22 protein-coding genes and 1 riboswitch are annotated in these 21,582 nt (G+C 41.6%); of the genes, 6 read left to right on the top strand and 16 right to left on the bottom strand.

Annotated features, from left to right (window positions below; genetic code table 11):
- Positions 1–21: 21 nt before the first annotated feature.
- The 10 genes from larC to L2D08_RS20915 all read right to left on the bottom strand — a co-directional run bounded on the left by larC (position 22) and on the right by L2D08_RS20915 (position 11,121).
- On the bottom strand, positions 22–870 hold the full coding sequence (gene larC, locus L2D08_RS24705) for a nickel pincer cofactor biosynthesis protein LarC (protein ID WP_483863885.1): 849 nt from the start codon (positions 868–870) through the stop codon (positions 22–24).
- A 41-nt stretch (positions 871–911) separates the two neighbouring features.
- Entirely contained in the window at positions 912–1,664 is a 753-nt protein-coding gene (gene larB / locus L2D08_RS20955; RefSeq protein ID WP_242236903.1) for a nickel pincer cofactor biosynthesis protein LarB, read from the bottom strand.
- 147 nt (positions 1,665–1,811) lie between these two features.
- Positions 1,812–2,642, bottom strand: a complete 831-nt coding sequence (gene larE / locus L2D08_RS20950) for an ATP-dependent sacrificial sulfur transferase LarE (RefSeq protein ID WP_242236901.1) — start codon at positions 2,640–2,642, stop codon at positions 1,812–1,814.
- An 870-nt stretch (positions 2,643–3,512) separates the two neighbouring features.
- Positions 3,513–4,577, bottom strand: a complete 1,065-nt coding sequence (locus L2D08_RS20945; protein WP_242236900.1) for a M14 family zinc carboxypeptidase — start codon at positions 4,575–4,577, stop codon at positions 3,513–3,515.
- 406 nt (positions 4,578–4,983) lie between these two features.
- The gene (locus L2D08_RS20940) at positions 4,984–5,487 is read right to left on the bottom strand and encodes a hypothetical protein (RefSeq protein ID WP_242236898.1); all 504 of its coding nucleotides are present in this window, start codon (positions 5,485–5,487) and stop codon (positions 4,984–4,986) included.
- A 272-nt stretch (positions 5,488–5,759) separates the two neighbouring features.
- Positions 5,760–7,199: a 4-hydroxyphenylacetate 3-monooxygenase, oxygenase component gene (hpaB, locus tag L2D08_RS20935; protein ID WP_242236895.1), complete on the bottom strand. Its 1,440-nt coding sequence runs from the start codon at positions 7,197–7,199 to the stop codon at positions 5,760–5,762.
- Between the two features lie 303 nt (positions 7,200–7,502).
- Positions 7,503–8,243 (bottom strand): hypothetical protein, encoded by a 741-nt coding sequence (locus L2D08_RS20930; RefSeq protein WP_242236892.1) that lies wholly within the window; start codon positions 8,241–8,243, stop codon positions 7,503–7,505.
- Positions 8,233–9,057, bottom strand: a complete 825-nt coding sequence (locus tag L2D08_RS20925; protein ID WP_242236889.1) for an ABC transporter ATP-binding protein — start codon at positions 9,055–9,057, stop codon at positions 8,233–8,235. Before L2D08_RS20925 ends, L2D08_RS20930 begins: the two co-directional genes overlap by 11 nt.
- Positions 9,058–9,070: 13 nt before the next feature.
- On the bottom strand, positions 9,071–10,126 hold the full coding sequence (locus L2D08_RS20920) for a FecCD family ABC transporter permease (RefSeq protein ID WP_242236886.1): 1,056 nt from the start codon (positions 10,124–10,126) through the stop codon (positions 9,071–9,073).
- Positions 10,123–11,121, bottom strand: coding sequence for a FecCD family ABC transporter permease (locus L2D08_RS20915; RefSeq protein ID WP_242236884.1), 999 nt, complete (start codon positions 11,119–11,121; stop codon positions 10,123–10,125). The genes L2D08_RS20920 and L2D08_RS20915 overlap by 4 nt, the downstream gene beginning before the upstream one ends.
- Positions 11,122–11,322: 201 nt before the next feature.
- Between L2D08_RS20915 and L2D08_RS20910 the strand changes: the two genes are divergently transcribed.
- Both L2D08_RS20910 and L2D08_RS20905 read left to right on the top strand, forming a co-directional pair.
- Positions 11,323–12,291 carry an ABC transporter substrate-binding protein gene (locus L2D08_RS20910; RefSeq protein ID WP_242236881.1) on the top strand — a complete coding sequence of 323 codons (969 nt, stop codon included), beginning with the start codon at positions 11,323–11,325 and terminating at the stop codon, positions 12,289–12,291.
- A 234-nt stretch (positions 12,292–12,525) separates the two neighbouring features.
- On the top strand, positions 12,526–12,681 hold the full coding sequence (locus tag L2D08_RS20905) for a DUF1540 domain-containing protein (RefSeq protein ID WP_242236878.1): 156 nt from the start codon (positions 12,526–12,528) through the stop codon (positions 12,679–12,681).
- A gap of 324 nt (positions 12,682–13,005) precedes the next feature.
- Here L2D08_RS20905 and L2D08_RS20900 read toward each other — a convergent pair whose 3' ends face one another.
- Complete coding sequence (locus L2D08_RS20900; protein ID WP_242236877.1) at positions 13,006–14,127, bottom strand: ABC transporter permease; 1,122 nt, start codon at positions 14,125–14,127, stop codon at positions 13,006–13,008.
- Positions 14,127–14,828 (bottom strand): ABC transporter ATP-binding protein, encoded by a 702-nt coding sequence (locus L2D08_RS20895; RefSeq protein WP_242236875.1) that lies wholly within the window; start codon positions 14,826–14,828, stop codon positions 14,127–14,129. The genes L2D08_RS20900 and L2D08_RS20895 overlap by 1 nt, the downstream gene beginning before the upstream one ends.
- Before the next feature lie 160 nt (positions 14,829–14,988).
- Here L2D08_RS20895 and L2D08_RS20890 point away from each other — a divergent pair, with 160 nt between their 5' ends.
- Positions 14,989–15,594, top strand: coding sequence for a TetR/AcrR family transcriptional regulator (locus L2D08_RS20890; RefSeq protein ID WP_242236872.1), 606 nt, complete (start codon positions 14,989–14,991; stop codon positions 15,592–15,594).
- Between the two features lie 111 nt (positions 15,595–15,705).
- Here the strand turns inward: L2D08_RS20890 and L2D08_RS20885 are convergent, their stop codons facing one another.
- The gene (locus tag L2D08_RS20885; protein WP_242236869.1) at positions 15,706–17,070 is read right to left on the bottom strand and encodes an amino acid permease; all 1,365 of its coding nucleotides are present in this window, start codon (positions 17,068–17,070) and stop codon (positions 15,706–15,708) included.
- Positions 17,071–17,232: 162 nt separating this feature from the next.
- Positions 17,233–17,317, bottom strand: a riboswitch (glycine riboswitch).
- 324 nt (positions 17,318–17,641) lie between these two features.
- The gene (locus L2D08_RS20880; RefSeq protein ID WP_242236866.1) at positions 17,642–17,989 is read right to left on the bottom strand and encodes a hypothetical protein; all 348 of its coding nucleotides are present in this window, start codon (positions 17,987–17,989) and stop codon (positions 17,642–17,644) included.
- A gap of 336 nt (positions 17,990–18,325) precedes the next feature.
- On the opposite strand from L2D08_RS20880, the gene L2D08_RS20875 reads away from it, so the two are divergent.
- From L2D08_RS20875 to L2D08_RS20865, 3 genes are all read left to right on the top strand, one after another.
- The gene (locus L2D08_RS20875; RefSeq protein ID WP_242236865.1) at positions 18,326–18,685 is read left to right on the top strand and encodes a YxiJ-like family protein; all 360 of its coding nucleotides are present in this window, start codon (positions 18,326–18,328) and stop codon (positions 18,683–18,685) included.
- 529 nt (positions 18,686–19,214) lie between these two features.
- The gene (locus tag L2D08_RS20870; protein ID WP_242236863.1) at positions 19,215–19,400 is read left to right on the top strand and encodes a hypothetical protein; all 186 of its coding nucleotides are present in this window, start codon (positions 19,215–19,217) and stop codon (positions 19,398–19,400) included.
- Between the two features lie 279 nt (positions 19,401–19,679).
- Positions 19,680–20,300, top strand: a complete 621-nt coding sequence (locus L2D08_RS20865; protein WP_242236862.1) for an NAD(P)-dependent oxidoreductase — start codon at positions 19,680–19,682, stop codon at positions 20,298–20,300.
- A gap of 190 nt (positions 20,301–20,490) precedes the next feature.
- Here the strand turns inward: L2D08_RS20865 and L2D08_RS20860 are convergent, their stop codons facing one another.
- Positions 20,491–20,775: a hypothetical protein gene (locus tag L2D08_RS20860; protein ID WP_242236860.1), complete on the bottom strand. Its 285-nt coding sequence runs from the start codon at positions 20,773–20,775 to the stop codon at positions 20,491–20,493.
- A 204-nt stretch (positions 20,776–20,979) separates the two neighbouring features.
- A partial coding sequence (locus L2D08_RS20855; RefSeq protein ID WP_242236858.1) for a YjjG family noncanonical pyrimidine nucleotidase occupies positions 20,980–21,582 on the bottom strand: 603 nt, incomplete at its 5' end.

Raw genomic sequence — 21,582 nt, 5'->3', positions numbered from 1 at the left:
ATGATGACTGCTCATACTTGTTCATTCCTTTCCAATAACTACTCTTAACACATTTGGACGGTCTTTAAATGTTTTCATACCGGCACCATAGCCGATTTTTTCAACTGTCATAGATGGCATTGTGCCAAATGAGTCAGCTAATACAGCCGCAATTGCTGCACCAGTCGGTGTTGTAAGCTCGCCTTTAACGGATGTCCGCGCAATAGGGACACCTTTTAAGATTTCCAGGGTTGCGGGTGCAGGAACCGGATATGTCCCATGATCAATGTGAATATGGCCGCTTCCAGTCGGGATCGGGGAACAATAAACTTTGGTGATGCCGAGCTGATCCATTAAAATGGCTGTCCCAACGATGTCGATGATGGAATCAACAGCACCCACCTCATGAAAATGGACACGCTCAAGCGGCAGACCATGAATCTTTCCCTCCGCTTCGCCGGTCTTTTTAAAAATGGACAGAGCTGTATCTGTAACCGCTTTGTTGAATCCGGCTGCTTCAATCATTTCTGCGATTTGTTTATACGCACGGTGATGGTGATGGTCATGCGAATGACTATGACTGTGGTCATGATCATCATGTGAGTGACTATGACTGTGGTCATGATCATCATGTGAGTGACTATGGCTGTGACTGTGATCATGATGGCCGTGGTCATGATGGTCATGTGCATGGCTATGGCTGTGGCCGTGATCATGATGACCATTCTTTTCTTCTTGATTCAGCCCTACATCAAATTTAACAGCGGTAATGCCATTTTTGTTGACAGTTTTTTTTGAAAGTGTATATTCACCTTCCATGTTCAGTTTTTTTAGTGCTTCCTCCATTTGAGCAAAATCGGCGCCAGCATCTAAAAGAGCACCAATAACCATATCGCCGCTAATCCCTGAAAAACAGTCAAGGTACAGTATTGTTATGTTGTTTCTCCTTTGTTGTTATATGCAAGACGGTGAATGAGCACCGCGTTGTAAGCCGCTCCAAAACCATTATCGATATTTACCACACTTACTCCGGATGCACAGGAATTTAGCATCGACAGCAGTGCAGATAATCCATTAAAGTTAGCTCCATATCCAATGCTGGTCGGTACAGCAATAATCGGATTTTCAACAAGGCCGCCCAGCACGCTTGGAAGTGCACCTTCCATGCCGGCGACACAGACCGAAACAGCTGCCTCGCGTATCTCGCTAATATGATCAAGCAGCCGGTGAAGCCCCGCCACGCCCACATCGTAAAAACGGCGTACCGGTACACCGAGCGTCTCCGCTGTAACCGCTGCTTCTTCTGCGACTGGCAGGTCTGATGTTCCCGCACATATAATGGCGATAAAACCTTCTCCAGACGGCTTCTTCGTTACGAAAGACAATGTTTGAGCGATTTCGTTATACGATAGATCCGGCAGTTCATTCAAAATAAACGCTGCTTTTTCCTCGGAAACACGCGTAGCAAGCACTTCATGGCCTCGCCCTTTCAACGACTTGATAATCGCCAAAATCTGTTCAGCTGTTTTTCCTTCCCCAAAAATGATCTCCGGAACTCCCTGCCGTTTATACCGGTGATGGTCAATTTTTACAAAACCGAGATCTTCATAAGAAGTCAATTTTTCTTTTGCTTCGGCAGCGGTTAATGTTCCGCTTTCCACACGCGCTAAAATATCATCAATCACGTTTTCCACCTGCTTTTGTCTAGAATATTTCAGCATCCTTTACCCGGAAATATCCAATCTGGTGCATGCTGAGTCATGTGTATAGCAGCTTTTGATTATGTATTTTGTTCTGGCCAAATCTATCGCTGCTGTTTGTATAAAGCCTTATTACACGCTTTTCAGCCATTCTGTTTCTTCCTTCTTTAATGACTGATTCATACTGCCGCTCCTGTAGCCGGCGAGGTCAAGTGATACATATTTATAGCCAAACTGTTTCAGGCGTTTGTCAATTGCCGCGTGATATTCGAGTATAAGGGCAATATCGGCAGGCTCTACTTCAATCCGGGCAATCTCTCCATGCGTACGGACACGCACCTGGCGGATCGAAAGTGACTTTAAGTATGCTTCTGCTTTCTCCACTTTTGTTAACTTTTCTTTTGTAATCTCTTCCCCATAAGCAATCCTCGAAGACAAGCAGGCGAATGACGGCTTATCCCAGGTTGGTAGATGAAACTGTTGTGACAAACGGCGAATTTCTTCCTTAAACAAATTGGCTTCCTGCAGCGGGCCGCGGATTCCTTTTTCTTTTGCTGCCTTCATGCCCGGCCGAAATTCATTCATATCATCAGCAATGACCCCGTAGACAATGTTTTGAAAACCTCGATCCTCTAAAACCGGAATTAAGTGGTCAAACAAACTGCTTTTGCAAAAATAGCAGCGGCTTTGATTGTTTTCTGTGTAGCCTGGAATGGCGAGCTCTGATGTTTCGATAACAAGATGAGACGCGCCAATTTGTGCAGCAAGTGCCTGTGCTTCTTTTAATTCACTCGATGGATACGTTTCTGAATCTGCTGTAACTGCGAGCACATTTTCTTTGCCCAGCGTGTCAACGGCGGCTTTTAACAAGAAGGTGCTATCCACACCACCTGAAAAAGCGACAACGACCGATTGCATTTTCTGAAGAATTTCTTGCAGCTTTTTGTATTTTTCTTCTGCCATCTTTGTTCATCCTTCCTCTTGAATTGTTATATCCTTACATCTTTCATCTAAGCGAACGTCCCTCTTGACGAGACAGACTTCATCACAAAGCCTTTTTGATAGCGCTTACTTTTTTTGCGGACAACTGACTGGACTACATTAACTGCCATCAAACTGCTTTCTTTTCGCTTATATTACAAAATAGTTCTCCGTCCGTTCTTCTTTTTCCTTTAAAAGTGATATATTTCTACTAGCAGAATGAGAATATTTCATTAACTTAGTCTATGAGCACTTCACTTAAAAAAAGTGGAAATAAGCAATTCATAAAGATATTGCTTTATTAAAGAAAGCTGTTCAGCTGCTTTCCTCTAATCAACATTCTGTGTAAACAAATGGTTCCTGCACCCTGGTGCTTTAAAAGCTGGAGTCCTTTCTCACAAAAGACCAGCTCAATAAAATCCATCATGCGAATAATTTTAATTATGCTAAAGGGAACCTTCATCCGTCATCAACCATTTCCTATTTTTCTAAAATGGTTAATCATTATCAGGAGCAGCACCTTTCTCTGCGGACATGGGCGCATGTAGAGTGGGGAGATACACATGAAATTGCACGTAAGTTGAAGATTTTGAAAAAGAAGCACATAAAGTGATTCCTTTAATGAAAATGCTGTTTGTTTGTACATACAATGAAGACCAGCTGACAAAACCACTTCAGCAGGCTTTAACATGCTCTCATGATTTTATAATGACCGATGAAGAATTTTGACTAAACAAGTGTTTGACCTGGATTATCTATGACTATGAAAATAAAAAGCAGAAAGGTTTCCCTTTCTGCTTTTTGCCTGATTCAGCCCCGCGTCCCGAAGAATATTTTTCCAGTACCCTTGTTTTACTCGTCAGCTTCCTCGCCCAGTCTGTTCGTTTGAGTCGGAAGCGTATCCCAGAAGCTAGTATCCGCTGTTTCAATAGATCCATCTGCAATGGCTCTGACAGCCGCATCGAGCGTTGTGATCGTTTGCTTAATTAAATAGCCGTTGCTTTTTTGCCCAAGTGCATAAGACTCAATGTAGTGATCAGACATGCCGCGCATTTCAAAAAGAAGCGTGGAAATACCATATCGGACGGCGGCTCCGTTCCGGCCGATATTCACACCATTACCGCCGTTGTATTTGCCAATATGGCCCCATCCGGTTTCTTCAATAGCGTGGTACACGACAGAACCGAGTTTTTTAGAGTTCTCCAGCACTTCTGGCTTTACATCGGCATTTGTAGGATAAAGTATAGAACCCGATACCAATTCGCCATTGGTCTGGCTTAATGTTCCTTGGTGATGCAGGTCAATCATGTATTTAATTTCGTATTTTTCAAACACGTTTTGATATAAAGATTTTACCTCAATTTGCATCTCTTCAATGGCTTTAGCATGCTCACGATTTAAATCAACATTGTTCGCATTATACCGTGTTAAATGGCGGTCTCCATCAGCCATATAATCATCAAGAGAGAAATTCACATCCCCCATGGCTCCATCCGCATTGAGCATTGGGATCACCAATATGTTTACATGGTTCAAGACACCTTTTGTTTTGCTGGTGCCCAAATGTTTAATAAATTCTAAAGCTCCCTCTGTAGTCAGCTGCTCATTGCCGTGCTGCTGGGTTAAAAATAAAATGGTTGGATTCGAAGGATTCGGAATATATTTGGCCATATAAATATCCCGACCTTTTACTGTTTGTCCGATGACTTCAAGCTCCATCGCTTCCTGCTTTGCGTCTTCTGTTTTTAAATACGCCGCCATGCTTTCGTATGTATGCAGGTTAGACGTTTGGACGGAGCCATTGCCGGCACTCGGTCCATTTCCTACTGCACTGACTGGAAGAGAAACAGCCGTTACAGCCCCCCATGCCATTAAACCGGACAAAGAAACAGATAAAACTTTCTTTTTCACATTCATTCTGTCATCCTCCATTTCATTTATTGTACTTCCCTATTCGACTTTATCACGTTATTTGCTTGCTTTTAATAGAGTTGGAGGACTATTCGTTAGACTGTTTTCGACGCTGTGAACCATAATATATTCATACATAATTATCTTTATTTTCCATAAACATCTACAAATTCATATTTTTTGTTATTTTTATTTTCCTGTAAAAGGTAAAATTGACTAGATTCCTTCGCTAATAACCTTTAAAGGTAAAAAAATCGATAAAAAGGCAGGGCTTTTTCTGCTGATTAAAGGCGAATGATGCGCAATGGCAAGGAAAAAAGGTGAGGTAACAGCAATGCTGTACACCTATTCAGGACTGAGAAAGGGAAAAAACATGTAACATGATTCCTATTGTGGCCAGAACGTTCTTTCATTATGGTTTAGGAATCTGTCCGGTAAACGTTTTAGCTTTGTTCAACCTATCAATTGAGCTATCCGCCAATTGAAAAAATTGGCTGTCTCCCTTTACATCTGGAAAAAGCAGCTTTATCAAAGAAACGAGTTGGGCTGCTTCATCAATTCTTTTTTCTCTTAATATAGCAGCTATCCTTCTGTCTGTTTTCATTTCTTGGAGCAGCTGGTGAGGAGAAAACCCTCCTTTTTCAAAAGCATGATGAAAGTATTTAGTAATGATTTTCCGGTCACTGATTCTAATAATAAGCTTTTCGGCCAAGATAACCTGATCTTTCCCCCATTCGACCAGTTGACTCGATGTATCAATTGCTTGGTTGATTTCGCTTATCAAACCGATTTGCTTTGACAGCTCTTGTTTGGAACAAATGCCGTTTTTATGATGGGTTTGAATATATGAAATTATTTGTTCTTCCACATGATTGTTTTTTTGTGCCTGGTTGGTTTGATGATTTGCTTCGCTCATAAGATTCTCTCCTTTTTCTCACCTTACCCCCAAAGTTGATATATAAAAGCTGGCGATGCTGCTTCAGGCATTTTAAGGCGGCGCATTCTTTATCGGCATTTTGATCCCCATAAAGAACCACTGCTTTCTTTTGCTCGTTGAAACATTTGTTCACAGCAAAAAAGCCGGAAATCCTGCAGAGATCATGCTGTTCTCTGCCAGGTTTCCAGGCTTTTTAAAAAGTGCTTATGAGGTAGCGCAGGTCTGCCGTTTATCTCCGTTATCGATTCCGCCTACTCTTTTTGCAGAAAGTTCTTTACCCGGGCCACATACGGCTTTTTGTCGTAAGAAAAGTATAAGTGGCTGGAAAGTTTAACGGGATCGCCAAAGAAAAACCGTTCATACAGCGTTTCGCGTGTACCAAACGAGCTCATCGTTAAATCCCAGGCCAGGCGAAATATTTTCACGCGGTCCTCCGCATTCGCAGCTTTAGCCTGCAGGTAGTGGTCAAGGTCTTTTCGGATATTAGACTGAAAGGCCTTTTCAGTGGGGAGAGTCATTAATCCGCTTGCGCCTAGCAGCTGAATGATTTCTGCGAACCGTGGATAAATACGCGGGAAAAAATGGACAGCAATTTGAAGAGTTGTTTGATCCGGCCGCATGAATCCCCACTCATCGATCTGTGCCTCGGCTTCCGACTTCATCACTAAAGCCTTCATCATTTCTAAAGCGGTAATGATTTCAGACGCTTTGTCCTGAACGTGCTGATATTCTCCAATATGGATTGTTTCAATAATGGACTGAACAATCCCTAATACAAATTCTGTTTTTACAATCTGCCGGGAAGCTACTTGATGAAGTGTAAAAGGCAGAACGGAACTGGACGGCATAAAGCCGTTAGACACTTCTATATTGTGATAGTAAAAAACACGTTCCCACGGAACCACTACATGGTCAAACACTACAATCGTATCCATTTCTTCAAACCTTGAGCTAAGCGGATAGTTGAAAGCAGAGTCTCCTTCTACAAACGAGCCTCTGCAAATAAACGTAAGACCGTCACTGTTGCTGGGGATCGAAAAAGCAAAGCTTTTGGCTTTTTCCCGAATGCCGCCTGCTGAGTAAACAACGATTTCATCGGTGATCCCGCCTTGTGTGGCAAGGAGGCGCGCTCCTTTTATAATAATGCCTTCACTGTTTGTGCCTACAATTTTGGCGGCTATCGGTTCACTGGTGTTTTCAAAGTAAAACTTGCCCCGGTTCACCTGGGGATCGATAAATGTATGGGTCATCGATACGTCATTTTCACGCGCATATTCATAAAACTTCAGCAAATGCTCCGGGAAACAATGCTCTTTTCCCGTCAGCCAATTGGCCGAAGAAGCAAATGCCATCAGCATCGTATTCATATAATCCGGGCTTCTGCCCATCATGCCGTTGTTTGACAATGCCCACTGCTGGATCATCGCCCGCCTTTTTATTAACTCTTCCTTTGTCTTCGGCTGCAAGTACGACACCCCTACCGGGGCCCCGCTTAACGGTGACGGATATGTCATGGTTCCTTTAAGGGAATTCTTATGCTGCAAGTCATACAGTGCGGCCTGACTTTTCATGACTCCTTTGAATGCCGGATGCTCCGAGATTTTGCCTGTGACCGGCACTCCATCTATCCAGACACATGTGTGCAGCCGATCAATCCGTTCAATATAACCATTGCCGGTAATAGCAGCCATAGACACACTCCTACCTATTTTGTCTTCGACAGGCGGAAGCCGTTCATCACTTTCTTTAGTCAAAGCATATGGATATATCTTCTCAATTATTACTGCTGAGAGGCTGTACGATGCACTCATACAAGCTATTTTTAGATCTTAATTAAACCTATATGCGGCACCTCTTTAACAGCTATACAGTCGAGCAAACGCCCTACCTCAATTATGTATTAGCTTTAAAAACATTTCCTTTATTGAAACCTTTTTGTCGACTTGAAATGCTAACGGTGAAGCCCCTGCTTAACAAGCTCTCTTTCTGCCTTCTTAGAAATCTGCTTTATGTTGAACCGGACAAACCGAGCATCTTTTTCCTCCTGTTTTAAGCTTAACATTTAAACAGCAGGTAGACCGAATTCTTAATGGTTTCTTCTGCCCTTCCATAGCTTCTTTTTCTTTAAAACAAGCAGCAAGCGGATTTGCCACGTCTCCTCCAAAAAGAGAGGCCTGCTCTGGTGCCAGCAGCCACATAAAGTCTTTTTTTGCCCTTTTCGATACAGCAGATAATTCTTTTTCTTCCGCTACCGTTTCATAGAGCCAAAATATATATACCGCCAAGTTTTCTCGTAAAATAGCGGGAGAAATTCCCGTTGCTTCTTTGGCAGATTCAATCACCGCGTTTATATGATAAAGCGCTTCTTCAATCCGCCCGTGTTTTTGCCTGCAGACCGCTTCATCCAGGAAAAACTTTGGCCTCCAAGCATCTAAATGGCCATCATCAACCAGCCAAATGGCCTGGGGCGAAAAGAAAAAGGGCTTGCGGAAAAACGACCAGGAAGCAAGAACCCCAACTAGTAAAAATGCATAACGCTTAATGAAAATCGAAGCGGCGACTTTTGTATTATCTGATCCAATACGGCCGGCTTCTTTTTTTAAAAAAGCGGAAAAAGCGGCTGGTTCAAGAAAAACAGAAAGCGGTACACCCCTTCCGCTTTTTGGTTTCTCGAATAAAAAACGACTTCTCGATTCCAGCAGCTCTTTTTCTTTCGCTGTCCAGTTACTTTGCATAAGAAGGTGACCTTTCCAAAATAGAACGGCCTTTTCCATACGGAATACAAAGCGGTGTACCGAAAAGAGGATCCGTTATAATCTGGCATTCCATTTGAAAAACATGTCTTACAAGTTCACTGTTGATAATATTTTCGGGTGCGCCCTGCGCATAAACCCCTTTATCTTTAACGGCGATAATGTGATGTGCATAGCGGCAAGCCAGGTTTAAATCATGCAGCACCATCACAATCGTCCGCTGTTCAAGCTCATTTAATTCAAACAGCAGATCCAAAATGTCAATCTGATGGGTCATATCTAAGTAAGTAGTAGGTTCATCAAGGAGAATCGTCTCGGTGTTTTGAGCAAGGGTCATGGCAATCCAGGCTCTCTGTCTTTGTCCGCCGGACAGCTCATCAACAGGGCGGTCTTGCAAGTCAAGAAGGCCGGTTGACGCCAAAGCACTTTGAATGGCGGTTTCATCTTCGGAAGACCACTGCTTCAGCCATGTTTGATGCGGGTAACGTCCCTGCTTCACTAGCTGTAGCACGGTCAGTCCCTGCGGTGCAGATGGCGACTGTGGCAGGATAGCCATTTTTTTGGCTACTTCCTTTGTCGGCATACTGGCAATCTCTTCTCCATCAAGCAAAATCGTTCCGGAAAGCGGCTTTAGCAGCCTTGCTGCCGACCGAAGCAGCGTTGACTTGCCGCATCCATTGCCCCCTATTAAAACCGTAATTTTCCCTTTTGGTATCGCCAAATCAAGTTCGTCGATAATAATATTCTTCCCATATGACAATGTTAATTGCTCTGTTGTAATGCTCGTTTCAGCCATTTGTTTTCACTCCTTATAGCCGTTTTGACCGTAAAAGTAAATAAATAAAATAAGGGGCGCCAATTCCAGCCGTAAATACACCAGCAGGAACTTCTAACGGCAAGAAAAGAGTACGGCCAACTAAATCTGCCAGTATAACTAAAATAGCACCTAATAAAGCCGAAGCAGCGAGCAAGGGACCAAACGATGAACCGACCAGCCTCCTTGCCATATGAGGCGCAATTAAACCGACAAAACCAATTCCTCCCGCGAACGCTACTGCACCGCCGACAAGCCCCGTCGCAAGTAAAATCAGCCAAAAACGCTGGCGTTCCACCTTTACTCCGGCATTTACGGCCAGCTCCTCCCCAAGCTCTTGTATATTAAGATGGCGTGCTGCCAAAAACGTAATGATCATGAGAGATACTGTGTAAGGTGCCATAATGGAAACTTCTTTCCAGTTCACTCCATGAACCGTCCCCGTAATCCAGATGTTGGCCTGGCTTGCCTGGTGAATGGGCCCTACGATCATCATCATCGTCGTAGCTGCCTGCATTAAAGCAGATACCCCGATGCCAATGAGCACCATGCGGACAGGTGAAACACCATTTTTCCAGGACAATACGTAAACGAGCAGAGCGGCCAGGGCAGCCCCTAGAAAAGCAGCCAGCGGCAGCCACTGTATACTAACCGTTAAGGCATTGCTTTCATTGCTAAAAAGAGCCAAAAAGCTGACAACAGCTGCACTTGCCCCAGCCGTAAGACCAATAATGTCAGGAGAGGCGAGTGGATTTCGCACCAGTCCCTGCAAAATAGCTCCCGCCATGGCTAACGACATTCCTGCCAGCATGGCTACAATCATTCTTGGCATTCGGAAAGAAAACACAACTAACTGATCCAGCTGTGTGCCGCCGCCTGTAAATGTTTGAAGTACGCTCATAAAGCTTAGCCTGATATCACCTAAAGCTGCACTTACTGTAAAAACGGCTAAAAGTAAAAAAAATAATAAGAGAATTTTTTTTATGGCTGCTAGATCCAGCAAAAAAGATATACGGCCTTGAGACAGCCGTGTTACTTGATATCGCTTCATTGAGCGCCAAACCCCTTTCTTGCAATGTAAATAAAGAATGGCACCCCAATCACAGCCGTCATAACACCAACCGGCACTTCCTGCGGCATGATAATATAGCGGGCGCTGATATCTGCTGCAAGCAGAAAAACAGCGCCAAGCAAGCCTGAAAAAGGCAGCAGCCAGCGATGATCGATTCCAATCCAGCTTCTTGCAATATGAGGAACCATAATTCCTACAAATCCAATGGGCCCGGCTACTGCAACTGTTCCGCCCGCAAGCAGTACAACGACCATGACAGATAAAGATTTCACAAGCACTAGGTTAAGACCAAGTCCTCTCGCGACATCATCACCCATCGCCAAAACATTCAACTTTTTGGCCAGTAAAAGAGTGAATACCCATCCAGCTGCTAAATAAGGAAAAACGGCTTGCAGCACCTCAAGCTTCCGCCCCTGCACAGAGCCAGCAAGCCAAAAGAGCACTTGTTCAAGCGCTGAATCTTCTAAAACAAGAAGCCCCTGCGTGAACGAAGAAAACATGGCCGCAATAGCCGCACCTGCCAAAGTTAGTTTCATAGGGGTCATCCCTTCTCTGCCAGCTGCACTTATGCAGAAAACAAGAACAGCGGCCAGCCCAGCCCCCGCAAAAGCAACCCAGGAAAGAGCCTGCGTTCCGTTTAAGCCAAATATTGTTATAGCAGCGACAACAAAAAAGCCCGCCCCCGCGTTGATTCCAAGAATACCTGGCGCTGCCAGCGGGTTTTTGGTCACAGTCTGCATAATAGCTCCTGCCATAGCCAGACTTGCCCCTGCGGCTCCAGCAATGAGCGCCCTTGGGAGCCGGACGTTTTGGATCACTAAGTGATCGGTTGAACCGTTAAACTGTACAAATGCCTGATAGGCTTCCCTCCAGGAGGTATCTGTATAGCCGTATACAATACTTAAGAGCATACATAGCGCTACAGCTAACATACCACCCAATAAAAGTAATAGATTTTTTGTTACATTCTCCATCCTCGTATCCTTCCCGCCGCCCATAAATAACTTTTAAAAGCGATTCCAGTGATATTGTAAAGAAAAACAAGCCTTATCGTCAATGACTTTGAAAATCATTATCATTTACTATTGACTTAGGGATGAGATGCGATTACTATAAACGTTGTAAATGGTAATGAAAATCATTTTCAAAGATTTATTATAGGAGGATACATACGTATGAAGTGGAACAAATCTATTTTATCTTTGCTTTCGGTTCTATTGCTGCTCATCTTAGCAGCTTGTGGAAACAAAGAAGAAAAAACAGCGGGCGCTGAAGGAGAAAAAGAAGCACCGGCTGAAGAATCTTATACGATTGAACATGCAATGGGGACAACGGAAATTAAAGGAACACCTGAGCGAGTTGTGATCTTGACAAATGAAGGAACAGAAGCCCTACTTGCGCTTGGCGTTAAACCGGTTGGCGCTGTTCAATCCTATGCCGGCGACCCATGGTATGACCATATTAAAGACCAGATGGAAGGCGTAGAAGTAGTAGGACAGGAAGATCCTGTGAATGTAGAAGCGATCGCAAAGCTTCAGCCAGATTTGATTATTGGCAATAAATTGCGCCAGGAAAAAATTTATGACCAGTTAAGTGCCATCGCACCGACTGTATTTTCAGAAACACTGCGCGGAGAATGGAAAGAAAATTTTGAATTATATGCAAAATCAGTGAACAAAGAAGAAGAAGGAAAAGAAGTCATAGCAGCATATGACCAGCGGATCGCAGATTTAAAAGCAGAGCTGGGTGATAAAGTGAAGAAGGAAATTTCTATGGTACGTTTCATGCCGGGTGATGTTCGTATTTATCATAAAGATTCTTTTTCCGGTGTTATTTTAGAACAGCTTGGGTTTGCCCGTCCGGCAGAACAGGACAAAGATGATTTTGCCGAGAAAAATGCAACAAAAGAACGTATTCCAGCCATGGATGGCGATGTTCTTTTCTACTTCACATTTGAAGATGGAAGCGGCGAAGCGACAGAACTTGAAAAAGAATGGATCAACGATCCTCTTTTCAAAAATCTTCAGGCAGTAAAAACCGGAAACGTCCATAAGGTAGATGACTCGATTTGGAACACAGCAGGTGGAGTTATTGCGGCAAATAAAATGCTGGATGACCTTTCTGAAATTATGAAAAGCAAATAAGAAAACAAACACTTTTTTCTTACTAATAAAATAATGCATACATGCATCTCTATGCGGGAGGAAAATCTTTTTCTACTCATGGAACTGATCCTGTCTGATAAACAGGCCAGTTCCATGCTCCAGCTGGAGATTTTTTTATGAATAAATGGCCTCACCTTCTGTATTGCCTGTTCTATGTTTAATAAAAAATAAATCTGGCTAAAATATAAATAACTAAAGAGGAGGTGTACAATCATGGCTAAAGACGTTCTATGTGAGGTAAATAACTGCAAGTATTGGGCATCGGGAAATAAATGCGAAGCAGAAGCGATTTATGTTGTCAGCCATAAGGGGAAAGAAGCATCTAATAGTGAAGAAACTGACTGCAAAACGTTTGTTCCAGAGCTGTAATTCTCTTTAAGGCAACCGGAATACAGGTTGCCATCTCTTAGCTCTTCCGTTGATAATAACTATCATTTTCATCTGAAATTTATGTTAAGATCGTTTAAAAAACTTTATTTTACCCCTCTTCCTTCTGCAACGATCCTTTCAGCATCGCTCCTTTTAAAGAAATTAAACCTATCAAATTCTCTTTTTATTTCACTTGTACATACTCCATTTTTTTGTATATGAATTTTGCTTAAACCGAGCTAACTCCCTTCTTCTGGACCGTTTATAGCCAATAAAAAAGCCAGGGCTGTTCTTCCCCGGCTTCCCTGCTTTTATGAATACCTATTAAACAGGCCGCTCTTTTCGAAGCACACGCATATTCAGCAAAACGAAGACGGCAATGAACCCGGCAAGCATAAGTAAATCGATTCCGATTGTATCGATTCCTGCTCCTCTTGTCATAATGTTCTGCAGGGCGTGCGCTGCATAGGTAAGCGGCATCAAGCGGTTAACGACCTCTACCCAGGTGGGCGCGTCAGATAAATCAAAGATTCCGCTGAAGAAGATCTGCGGTACGATTGCAAGCGGAATAAACTGAATCAGCTGAAACTCGGATTTTGCAAAGCTCGACAGCAGCAGGCCGAGCGACAAAGCGACGCTTGCAGTCAATACATTCACAAGCAGCAGCAAACTGTAGCTCCCGGACTGGGTCACATCCAATACATTCACCATAAACAACTGAATCAACAGCGTTTGAATGACGACAAACAGAAAAAAGCCAATGAAATATCCCCATACGATACTCGACCGCTTTAATGGTGTCACAAGTGTTCTCTCCAGTGTGCCCGATGAGCGCTCCCGGAGAAAGCTCACTCCTGAAATAATGAACACAAATAAAAAGATGAAAAACCCCATTAAAGCAGGAGCCGTTTGATCAAAGAGCCCTGCATCCTTGTCACCGTATAAAAAATCAATTTGCGGATTTCTAACAGCCATAGGTGCAACCTCAGCCGGCACACTCACTTCCTGGCCGAGCTGAGCCTGCAGCTGCTTGATTTGTTCGAGCAGCTGCTTGTTTACCGCCTGCCCCTGTTCAGCGGATTGTTTGGTCAGTGCCGACTGAATGACCCGGAGTGCCTGCGCATTTTTAGACACATCGCCTCCTTCGATTAAAATATAAGGTGTTTCGTTTTCCAGGTAAACAAGCGCAGTGATTTGCAACTCCTTCATCGCTTCTTCTGCTGCTTCGCGTGACGCATACGAGCGGGCAGGCGTTTCTTCTTTTACTATTTGTTCGAAGGACGCCGGCAAGCCAACTGTGCCGATCGTAACGTTGTCTGAACTCGACCCTAAAATGGTAAACAATAAATAAAGAACAAACAAAGGAGCCAAAAACATCATCGCCATCGTCCGTTTGTCTTTGAATACCTGGGCAATGACACGTTCCGCTACCACGAGCGCCTGCATTACATTCCCTCCTTTTGAATAAATACATTTTCAATCGACCCGAAACGATTGGTCAGTTCCTGCGGAGTGCCTGCGTCGATCAGCCGTCCATCCTGGATAAGCAAAAGGCGGTCACATCTTTCTGCTTCGTCCATAATGTGGGTCGTGACTACAATCGTCACTCCCTTAGATCGAAGTGCTTCGAACTCTTCCCAGAATGTTCTCTTCAACTTCGGATCAATCCCCACAGTTGGCTCATCGAGCAGCAGAATCTGCGGCTCATGAATAAGTGCAATAGCCAGACTCAGCCGGCGCTTCATCCCGCCTGAAAAAGAATGGATAGGCCGATCTGCATCTCTCGCCAAGTCCACAAAATCCAGAACATATTCAATTCGCTCCGCCAGCTTTTTCTTCCGGAGTCCGTATAATTTACCGAAATACTTCAAGTTCCCTCTTGGAGTTAAATCATTATACAAAGCGTCCGATTGTGCCATATATCCAATCTGTTTCGATACCTTAAGGGTAGGCTGCTGTTCATTGAATACATGAACCGTTCCTTTCGTCGGAATCTGCATGCCAATGAGCGATTTAATTAACGTCGTTTTCCCCGAGCCGCTTGGTCCAATCAGCCCGACCATTTCTCCTCTCTCAATGGAAAAATCCACTTCTTGTAAAACGTCCTTTTTTCCATATGACTGAGAATAGCCTTGAACCACAATCATCGTGATTCCCTCCTTTTATACAACAATTGTTGTATAAGAATCGCTGTGTATTCTATCTTTATTATTAAGACTCTGTTTTAAAGAATCAATTTGCAAAACAATCGATCTGTTGTTTATCGAACAAAAGAAACAAAATTGTCGTTTAAAAGGAGTGAGAAGGGTGAAAAAAGTGGATTTGCGTGTTCGCCGTACACTTCAATCCATTGAAAAAGCGTTTTTGGAGCTGTTAGCGAAAAAGCCGTTTCAAGACATTACGATTCAAGATATTGCCGATGCCGCCATGATCAACCGGGCTACTTTTTATTCTCATTATGCCGATAAGTATGAGCTGCTTGACCGATTGATTGACGAGCGGTTAGCGGCCCTCCGAGACCACTTTTCTCCGCCAAGGCATGTACATGACGGAACCTTGTACCAGAAGCAATTTTTATTTGTAATAGAGTCTGTTTTTACCGCCGTTGGACAAAATGCGGATTTCTTTACAACACTGCTGGCTCAAGAAGGAGAAGGCAATGTTAAGGAGCGTTTTGCTCAAACAGCAAACACTCTTTTTACGGAGCAGTTCCATGTTTTATTCGGATCAGATGCCGTTCATCTCGTTCCAAAAGAGATTTTTTTGCCTTTTTTAATCTCGGCCGTCACCGGAACGATATTTTGGTGGATTTCAGCAGGGCAGCCCTATTCTCCGGAAGAAATGGCAAAGTACCTGATTCAAATTGTGACAAAGGGGCCGGCTGCTGTGATGGGGCTTTCTATTGAGCAATAAACCTGGGAGAGCTTTTTATTTTTTAAATAAAAAAGACTTTCATACCTAGAAAAAGACAAGCCTTTCGATTCGGAAAGGCTTGTCTTTTAAAGCATCCATTCAGGGTTGATATTATGCGGATATTTTAGTGCTTTCCTTCTTTTTCTTTCTGCTCCAATACAAAACAAATAATAGAATAAACCATAAAGGAGTCATCAGTAAGGCCGGACGTGTTTCTTCGGCAACCAGCATAATAAGAAGAACCATCGCAAACAATGCTAAAACAAGGTAATTCACAAATGGTGTAAATGGTGCTTTAAATGTTGATTTTGCTTGTAAGTGCGGCCGCGTTTTCTTATACCGTAAATGGCAAATGAGAATGACACTCCAAACCCAAATAAAGCAAATAGCGCTTATGGTTGTTACGATTCCAAAAGCTTGTTCCGGGATCAGTTTGCTTAAAAGAGCTCCCGCTGATACAACAAGTGTGGAAATCCATAACGCATTACTTGGTACATGATTTTTATTCAGTTTGGCCAAATGGGCTGGACCCTGATCCTGATTGCTTAAATTATAAAGGATCCGGCTTGTTGAAAACATCCCGCTGTTGCAAGCAGAAGCGGCTGAAGTTAATACGACAAAATTGATAATTCCCGCGGCTACAGGAATCCCCACTAAACTAAACGTTTTAACAAACGGGCTTTCTGCTGCAGTTAGTTCCGTCCATGGATTAATACATAGCAGGACGATCAGTGCGCCCACGTAGAAAAAAAGAATTCTTAAAGGAATTTTATTAATAGCCGATGGGATATTTTTTTGCGGATTAGCTGTTTCAGCTGCCGATACACCGACTAATTCCACGCCGACATAAGCAAATACAACCATCTGGAAGGACAGCAAGAAACCTGAAATTCCGTTTGGAAACCATCCTCCGTGCTCCCACAGATTTTGAACTGTAACAGTTCCTGCATCTGTCTGGAATCCCATCACGAGCAAGATAACTCCTATGCCAATTAGCGCAAGAATCGTAATAACCTTTATTAAAGCAAACCAAAACTCCAACTCTCCAAAAAGCTTTACTGTTAATAGGTTGAGTCCTAATAAAATGATTAAGCAGATAACCGCTGGTATCCATTGCGGAATATCAAACCAATATTGTACATATACACCAACAGCAATTACATCAGCCATCGCCGTCATAATCCAGCAAAACCAATAGGTCCATCCTGTTACAAACGATGCCCAAGGTCCAAGATAGTCTTCGGCAATGTCTGTTAAGGATTGATATCCACCTTTCGATAACAGAAGTTCTCCCAGTGCCCTCAGCACGAAAAAAAGCGCAATACCGACAATTAAATAAGCAAAGATGATAGAGGGACCTGCCATTTGTATCGCTTTACCGGACCCTAAAAATAATCCGGTACCAATCGTTCCGCCAATGGCAATCAGCTGCACATGCCGATTGGATAAATCCCTTTTTAATTCTTGTTGTGCCACATGTAACGCCTCCTTAAAAACAATAAAATCTCCAATGTGAAACAATGAGCAATAGAGTAAAACCTATAAAAAAAGAGATTGGATGTCCTCCAATCTCATGGTCATAAGAATAACAAATAATATTTGCCACGCCGACAATAATCCGCATAACAAATAAATATTCAATACTCTTCTGTCCTTTTGCCTGAGATTGTGAACCCTTCGGCGCCGTGAAATTCAATCCCACGGTCTCTCCAGAAGCTGCTCCTGCTATAGTGTGATCCATAGCAATCATAGCCTGCTATTTATTCAATTTTTAAATAGGTATAACTATTTTCGAATAGTTTATAATTTTAGTAGCAGTTAAACGTTTTGTCAATAACAAAAGTTTATTTTGTTTGTTTATCCTTCCAGAAAGCGCGTGATTTCTTATCCATTCACTCTATTTGATTCCTACTTATGAATCAATGCGGCAGCCAAAGAAGGACACCAGAAGGTTCATAAACGCTCGTGTTTATTTAATGTCCTTCAGACCGGGAAAACAAAATAGTAACCTCTTAAATTCCTTTATTGCTCTTATGTAAGAAAAACATTATTCCTTTTCTATACTAATAAATAGATTATTGTTTAAAGAGGTGGCACTGATGACCGTCCCTTGCTTTTCGTAGTAGGTTGTTGCTCCAAAGCGCATTTCCTGGTTCCATCCCCAAATTCTAATGATGATTGTGTAATAGAATGGAAGGCCGTATGACTCAGATGCAGGACCCCAACTGTATTCGGCATACCTCTCTTTCATATCTTGCTTTGTTAATTCAGCACTTCTCGGTACAGGAAAGCTCGTCTTTACTTCGGAGCCACGAAAAGACAGTAAAAGGCCCGCTGCTAGAAACACTAGTATAGTACTAAATAAAAACTTCTTCTTATGCCTTACTACCAACATTCTTCTCTTTCCACCTCATTCACTTCACTTTGCTTTGATGCATGACGATTTTTACTCCCTGTGTGAAGCCAGCTCTCTAATTTCGGCTGTTTCATTACCAATCACCCACACCTTCTCACCAAACGTTACCATTATACCCATATATGTCTTTATTTTGGAAGCCTTACTGGTGATATCTTTCATAGCCGAAAACACCCCTGTTCTTTAAAAATTTTTTCGCTTTTTAGTGATAACGATTTTGAGTTATGCTGTTATTCATAACTTTATTTTTTTTCAGGAAAACTGATTTTAGAACATTTAATTTACTATTTTCAACATCAATCTGGAGTATATAAAATGAAAAGAGAAGCAATAAAAAAACTGAAAGAAATGTATGAGTCTACGCTGACTTTTGGTTTCCCTTATGAGGATATCCTGAAAATGGAGAAGAAATGTGAAAATCAAAATCCAGAAATAGAAAACTTCATAGAAGACTTTAATGATTTTTGTCTGCTGGTAGCTGGTAGTTGCACTTACGTTCTTTCCAATAAAAGAATTCCTAAATCTCAACGTAAAAATGTAGAGAAGGGTTTTTTCTCTCAATATCCACAGTATCATTTTATCCAATCCGCGCTTTGCCAGTATGCCGACTTAAACCGAGAATTCCAAAGCTTCGAAAGGGCAAGAGTGCTGCTCGTTAAAATCATCGATTCATAAACATAATTTTTTATATAAAGGAGGGTATCTCTTGTGATGAAGATATATATCACGAAGGAAGGTTTGATTCAGAAGAAGAATGTATTCTGTGCGATGACATTCAAGACGTTCAAAACTATATATTGGACCTGCAGAGTATAACCACTATGATGAAGACACCCTCCAGTTTTTAAATAACTTTATTGGCTCACGGGGACTATTTCCTATTTTGCTTACAATTGAACCGGACGGGGATTTAGCTTTATACAAATGATAGCCGAATCATTGAAAAGCTGACCGATCATTTGCCGAAGGGGACAATAGTAGAAAACCATTAGCAAAAGAAAAGAAACTTTCGCTTTACTGCTTAGTAGAAACAAAAACTGATAGCGTTCTAACCAACTGTTTAGGTCAACTGTAATCTAATCCATGGCTAATACTACTTGTCTGTATGGATGTACTGTTGATGAGAGATGGATGAAAGAAACTTCTTAGGCCAAATACTTACAGAAACCTTTATGGTACAATTATCCAAAAAGGGGGTTTTATTATGAATTTTCTAGAACAGTTCCTTCCGCTTCTTGTATCGCTATTCATTACTACCATTACTATCATTGTTCCTATCGCTATCATTGTTTGGTTTCTTCTAAAAATACTTAAGAATCAAAAAGAACAATTGACTCTCTTGAAAGATATTTTGAAGAAACTAGATACTGAAAAGAAAACTAATGTTTAATCTATTTACTCAGTATTTTCGGTCAATTACTGCTTAAACTAAAAGTAGCATTTCTTACTCGTATAGACGAAATGTTAAGTAACAGGTTGAGTTGTTTTGCTTTTAATGTTTTAGGAACTATTAAGCGATAATATTGATATTTCATCAAAAGAACAAATAAAGGAGCAAGTGCACTCCCTTATCTGTTCTTTCTTTAACTACGCACCCCGTTAGTTGAACAAGACAATAAAATAATTTTCATAGTACAATATTAATATTTACAAAAGGAGCCTCATTCTTATGAATATTTTAATTTTAGGTGCAACTGGGCGGGTTGGAAGTCAAATAGTGACTTGTGCCCTTCATGACAGACATCATGTTACTGTATTAGTTCGCACTCCAGAGAAGTTTCAAATAAATAATGAAAATTTAACTATTATTCAAGGGAATGTTTTAAATAAAGATGATATAGGACGTGCAATGCATGGGATGGATGCAGTTATTAGCGCACTGAATACTGATGGCACAACCACTCTATCAGAAAGTATGCCACTTATTATCGAAGCAATGGAAAACGAAGGTATAAAACGAATAATAACAATAGGAACTGCGGGTATTCTGCAAAGTAGAACCACGCCAAATTTTTTGCGTTATCAATCAAGTGAATCAAAGCAGAAGTCAACCCGTGCAGCGAAAGAACATCATAAAGTTTACGATATGCTCAAACAATCAACCCTCGAATGGACGATTGTCTGTCCTACGTACCTGCCGGATGGAGAAAGGGTAGGCAACTATCGAATAGACCGAAATTTTTTGCCGGAGGGTGGTGCTGAAATATCCGTACCGGATACAGCAGAATTTACATTTAAACAGGTAAAAGCAAGCGATTATATAAAATCACGGGTAGGCATCGCCTACTAATAATATTCTTATACTACTTTCATATTGGATTAACCCGTTTTGTTGAAAAAGAAAATGGGATGCGGCAATAATCCCCACTCTTTAACTAAAGCTCCCTTTCTAGAATATCTATGATTAATAAGTAAAGGAGATGTTGTAAAATTAACATCTCTTTTTTTACTAAACTGTTCTTTGGTTGAAGAAGAATTGCTTAAAATTCAATTTTTTTCTTCGGAGAAATGTTTGGTTGGTCTATTAATGCAGCAACCCTCTTTCCTTTTTTAAATCTAACGTGATTAAGCCAATAAACAAGAGCCTCCGCATCGTAATTAACAATATATCCGGCCTCTTCATCGTATTTCCAATACTTATGGTCATTGTTTCTATCGAAAAGCCAATCGAAAAATTCCATTTGAAGTTGACTAATATTTCTTCCTACTTTGGCAGGACATCGAACATATTGTGTATCAGGTCCTAAAGACACCTCTACAACCATTTTTATTGCTCCTTTTTGTTTCATTTTCTATTTTAGTTTTCGTTATCCCTCTTCAACTAACCTGCCCATTTGTTCAATAAAAAAGGAGGTGCCGCAGCTACCTCTGTTGTTAAGCTAAAGCACCCTTTACTTTAAGTGCATTTCGTCACACTTTCTTGTATATAGGGATAGTATCAAGACGGATTTAGAAACAGCGGAATGCACTTATTTTATAATTTCTAACAAGCCTTCTAATTTATTTATTTCATAAGTAGGTTTTAAAGATGTATTATTTTCCTTGTACTTAGGATTGAACCAACAAGTATCAATACCATAGTTAATCCCACCTTGAATATCAGAAGTCAACGAGTCGCCCACAATAAGTACGTTGGGTTTTTCTGTAATCTGTAGCTTATTAAAAGCATAATCAAAAATTCCTGTTTGTGGTTTTTGGAATCCAGTGGATTCAGAGATAATAATATGTTCAAATGAACCTTCTAACAGGGAATTATTAATTCTTGATGTTTGCACAATCGTGTAACCATTCGTAATAACGGCTAAGCGTTTATGCGAGAGAGCCTTAATAACTTTTTCTGCTCCTTGAACGAGGTGCGTTTGTTCCCCGAGAAATTTTAAATAGTCCTGATTAAATACAACTGCGTCAATTTCAAGGTCGTGCTCTAAAAATAATCTCCTAAATCTCTCTGAACCTAGTTCAACAAGACCCATTTTTCCATTTTCTAAATCTCTCCACAACACTGTGCTAATTTCTTGATAACTCTTTTCATATAGCTTTAAGCTATTATATAAATTATATTTTTCAAAGAC

The organism is Domibacillus sp. PGB-M46 (assembly GCF_022668875.1).
Lineage (GTDB): Bacteria > Bacillota > Bacilli > Bacillales > Domibacillaceae > Domibacillus.
Note: the sequence above shows the minus strand (reverse complement) of the source record. Positions and strands in the feature narration are given on the sequence as shown.

Bases quoted from the DNA above. Each gene is read 5' to 3' on its own strand.
- larC (WP_483863885.1), bottom strand. From the start codon at position 870: ATGGTTATTGGTGCTCTTTTAGATGCTGGCGCCGATTTTGCTCAAATG.
- larE (WP_242236901.1), bottom strand. From the start codon at position 2,642: ATGGCAGAAGAAAAATACAAAAAGCTGCAAGAAATTCTTCAGAAAATG.
- L2D08_RS20945 (WP_242236900.1), bottom strand. From the start codon at position 4,577: ATGAATGTGAAAAAGAAAGTTTTATCTGTTTCTTTGTCCGGTTTAATG.
- L2D08_RS20940 (WP_242236898.1), bottom strand. From the start codon at position 5,487: ATGAGCGAAGCAAATCATCAAACCAACCAGGCACAAAAAAACAATCAT.
- hpaB (WP_242236895.1), bottom strand. From the start codon at position 7,199: ATGGCTGCTATTACCGGCAATGGTTATATTGAACGGATTGATCGGCTG.
- L2D08_RS20930 (WP_242236892.1), bottom strand. From the start codon at position 8,243: ATGCAAAGTAACTGGACAGCGAAAGAAAAAGAGCTGCTGGAATCGAGA.
- L2D08_RS20925 (WP_242236889.1), bottom strand. From the start codon at position 9,057: ATGGCTGAAACGAGCATTACAACAGAGCAATTAACATTGTCATATGGG.
- L2D08_RS20920 (WP_242236886.1), bottom strand. From the start codon at position 10,126: ATGAAGCGATATCAAGTAACACGGCTGTCTCAAGGCCGTATATCTTTT.
- L2D08_RS20915 (WP_242236884.1), bottom strand. From the start codon at position 11,121: ATGGAGAATGTAACAAAAAATCTATTACTTTTATTGGGTGGTATGTTA.
- L2D08_RS20910 (WP_242236881.1), top strand. From the start codon at position 11,323: ATGAAGTGGAACAAATCTATTTTATCTTTGCTTTCGGTTCTATTGCTG.
- L2D08_RS20905 (WP_242236878.1), top strand. From the start codon at position 12,526: ATGGCTAAAGACGTTCTATGTGAGGTAAATAACTGCAAGTATTGGGCA.
- L2D08_RS20900 (WP_242236877.1), bottom strand. From the start codon at position 14,127: ATGCAGGCGCTCGTGGTAGCGGAACGTGTCATTGCCCAGGTATTCAAA.
- L2D08_RS20895 (WP_242236875.1), bottom strand. From the start codon at position 14,828: ATGATTGTGGTTCAAGGCTATTCTCAGTCATATGGAAAAAAGGACGTT.
- L2D08_RS20880 (WP_242236866.1), bottom strand. From the start codon at position 17,989: ATGTTGGTAGTAAGGCATAAGAAGAAGTTTTTATTTAGTACTATACTA.
- L2D08_RS20875 (WP_242236865.1), top strand. From the start codon at position 18,326: ATGAAAAGAGAAGCAATAAAAAAACTGAAAGAAATGTATGAGTCTACG.
- L2D08_RS20870 (WP_242236863.1), top strand. From the start codon at position 19,215: ATGAATTTTCTAGAACAGTTCCTTCCGCTTCTTGTATCGCTATTCATT.
- L2D08_RS20865 (WP_242236862.1), top strand. From the start codon at position 19,680: ATGAATATTTTAATTTTAGGTGCAACTGGGCGGGTTGGAAGTCAAATA.
- L2D08_RS20860 (WP_242236860.1), bottom strand. From the start codon at position 20,775: ATGGTTGTAGAGGTGTCTTTAGGACCTGATACACAATATGTTCGATGT.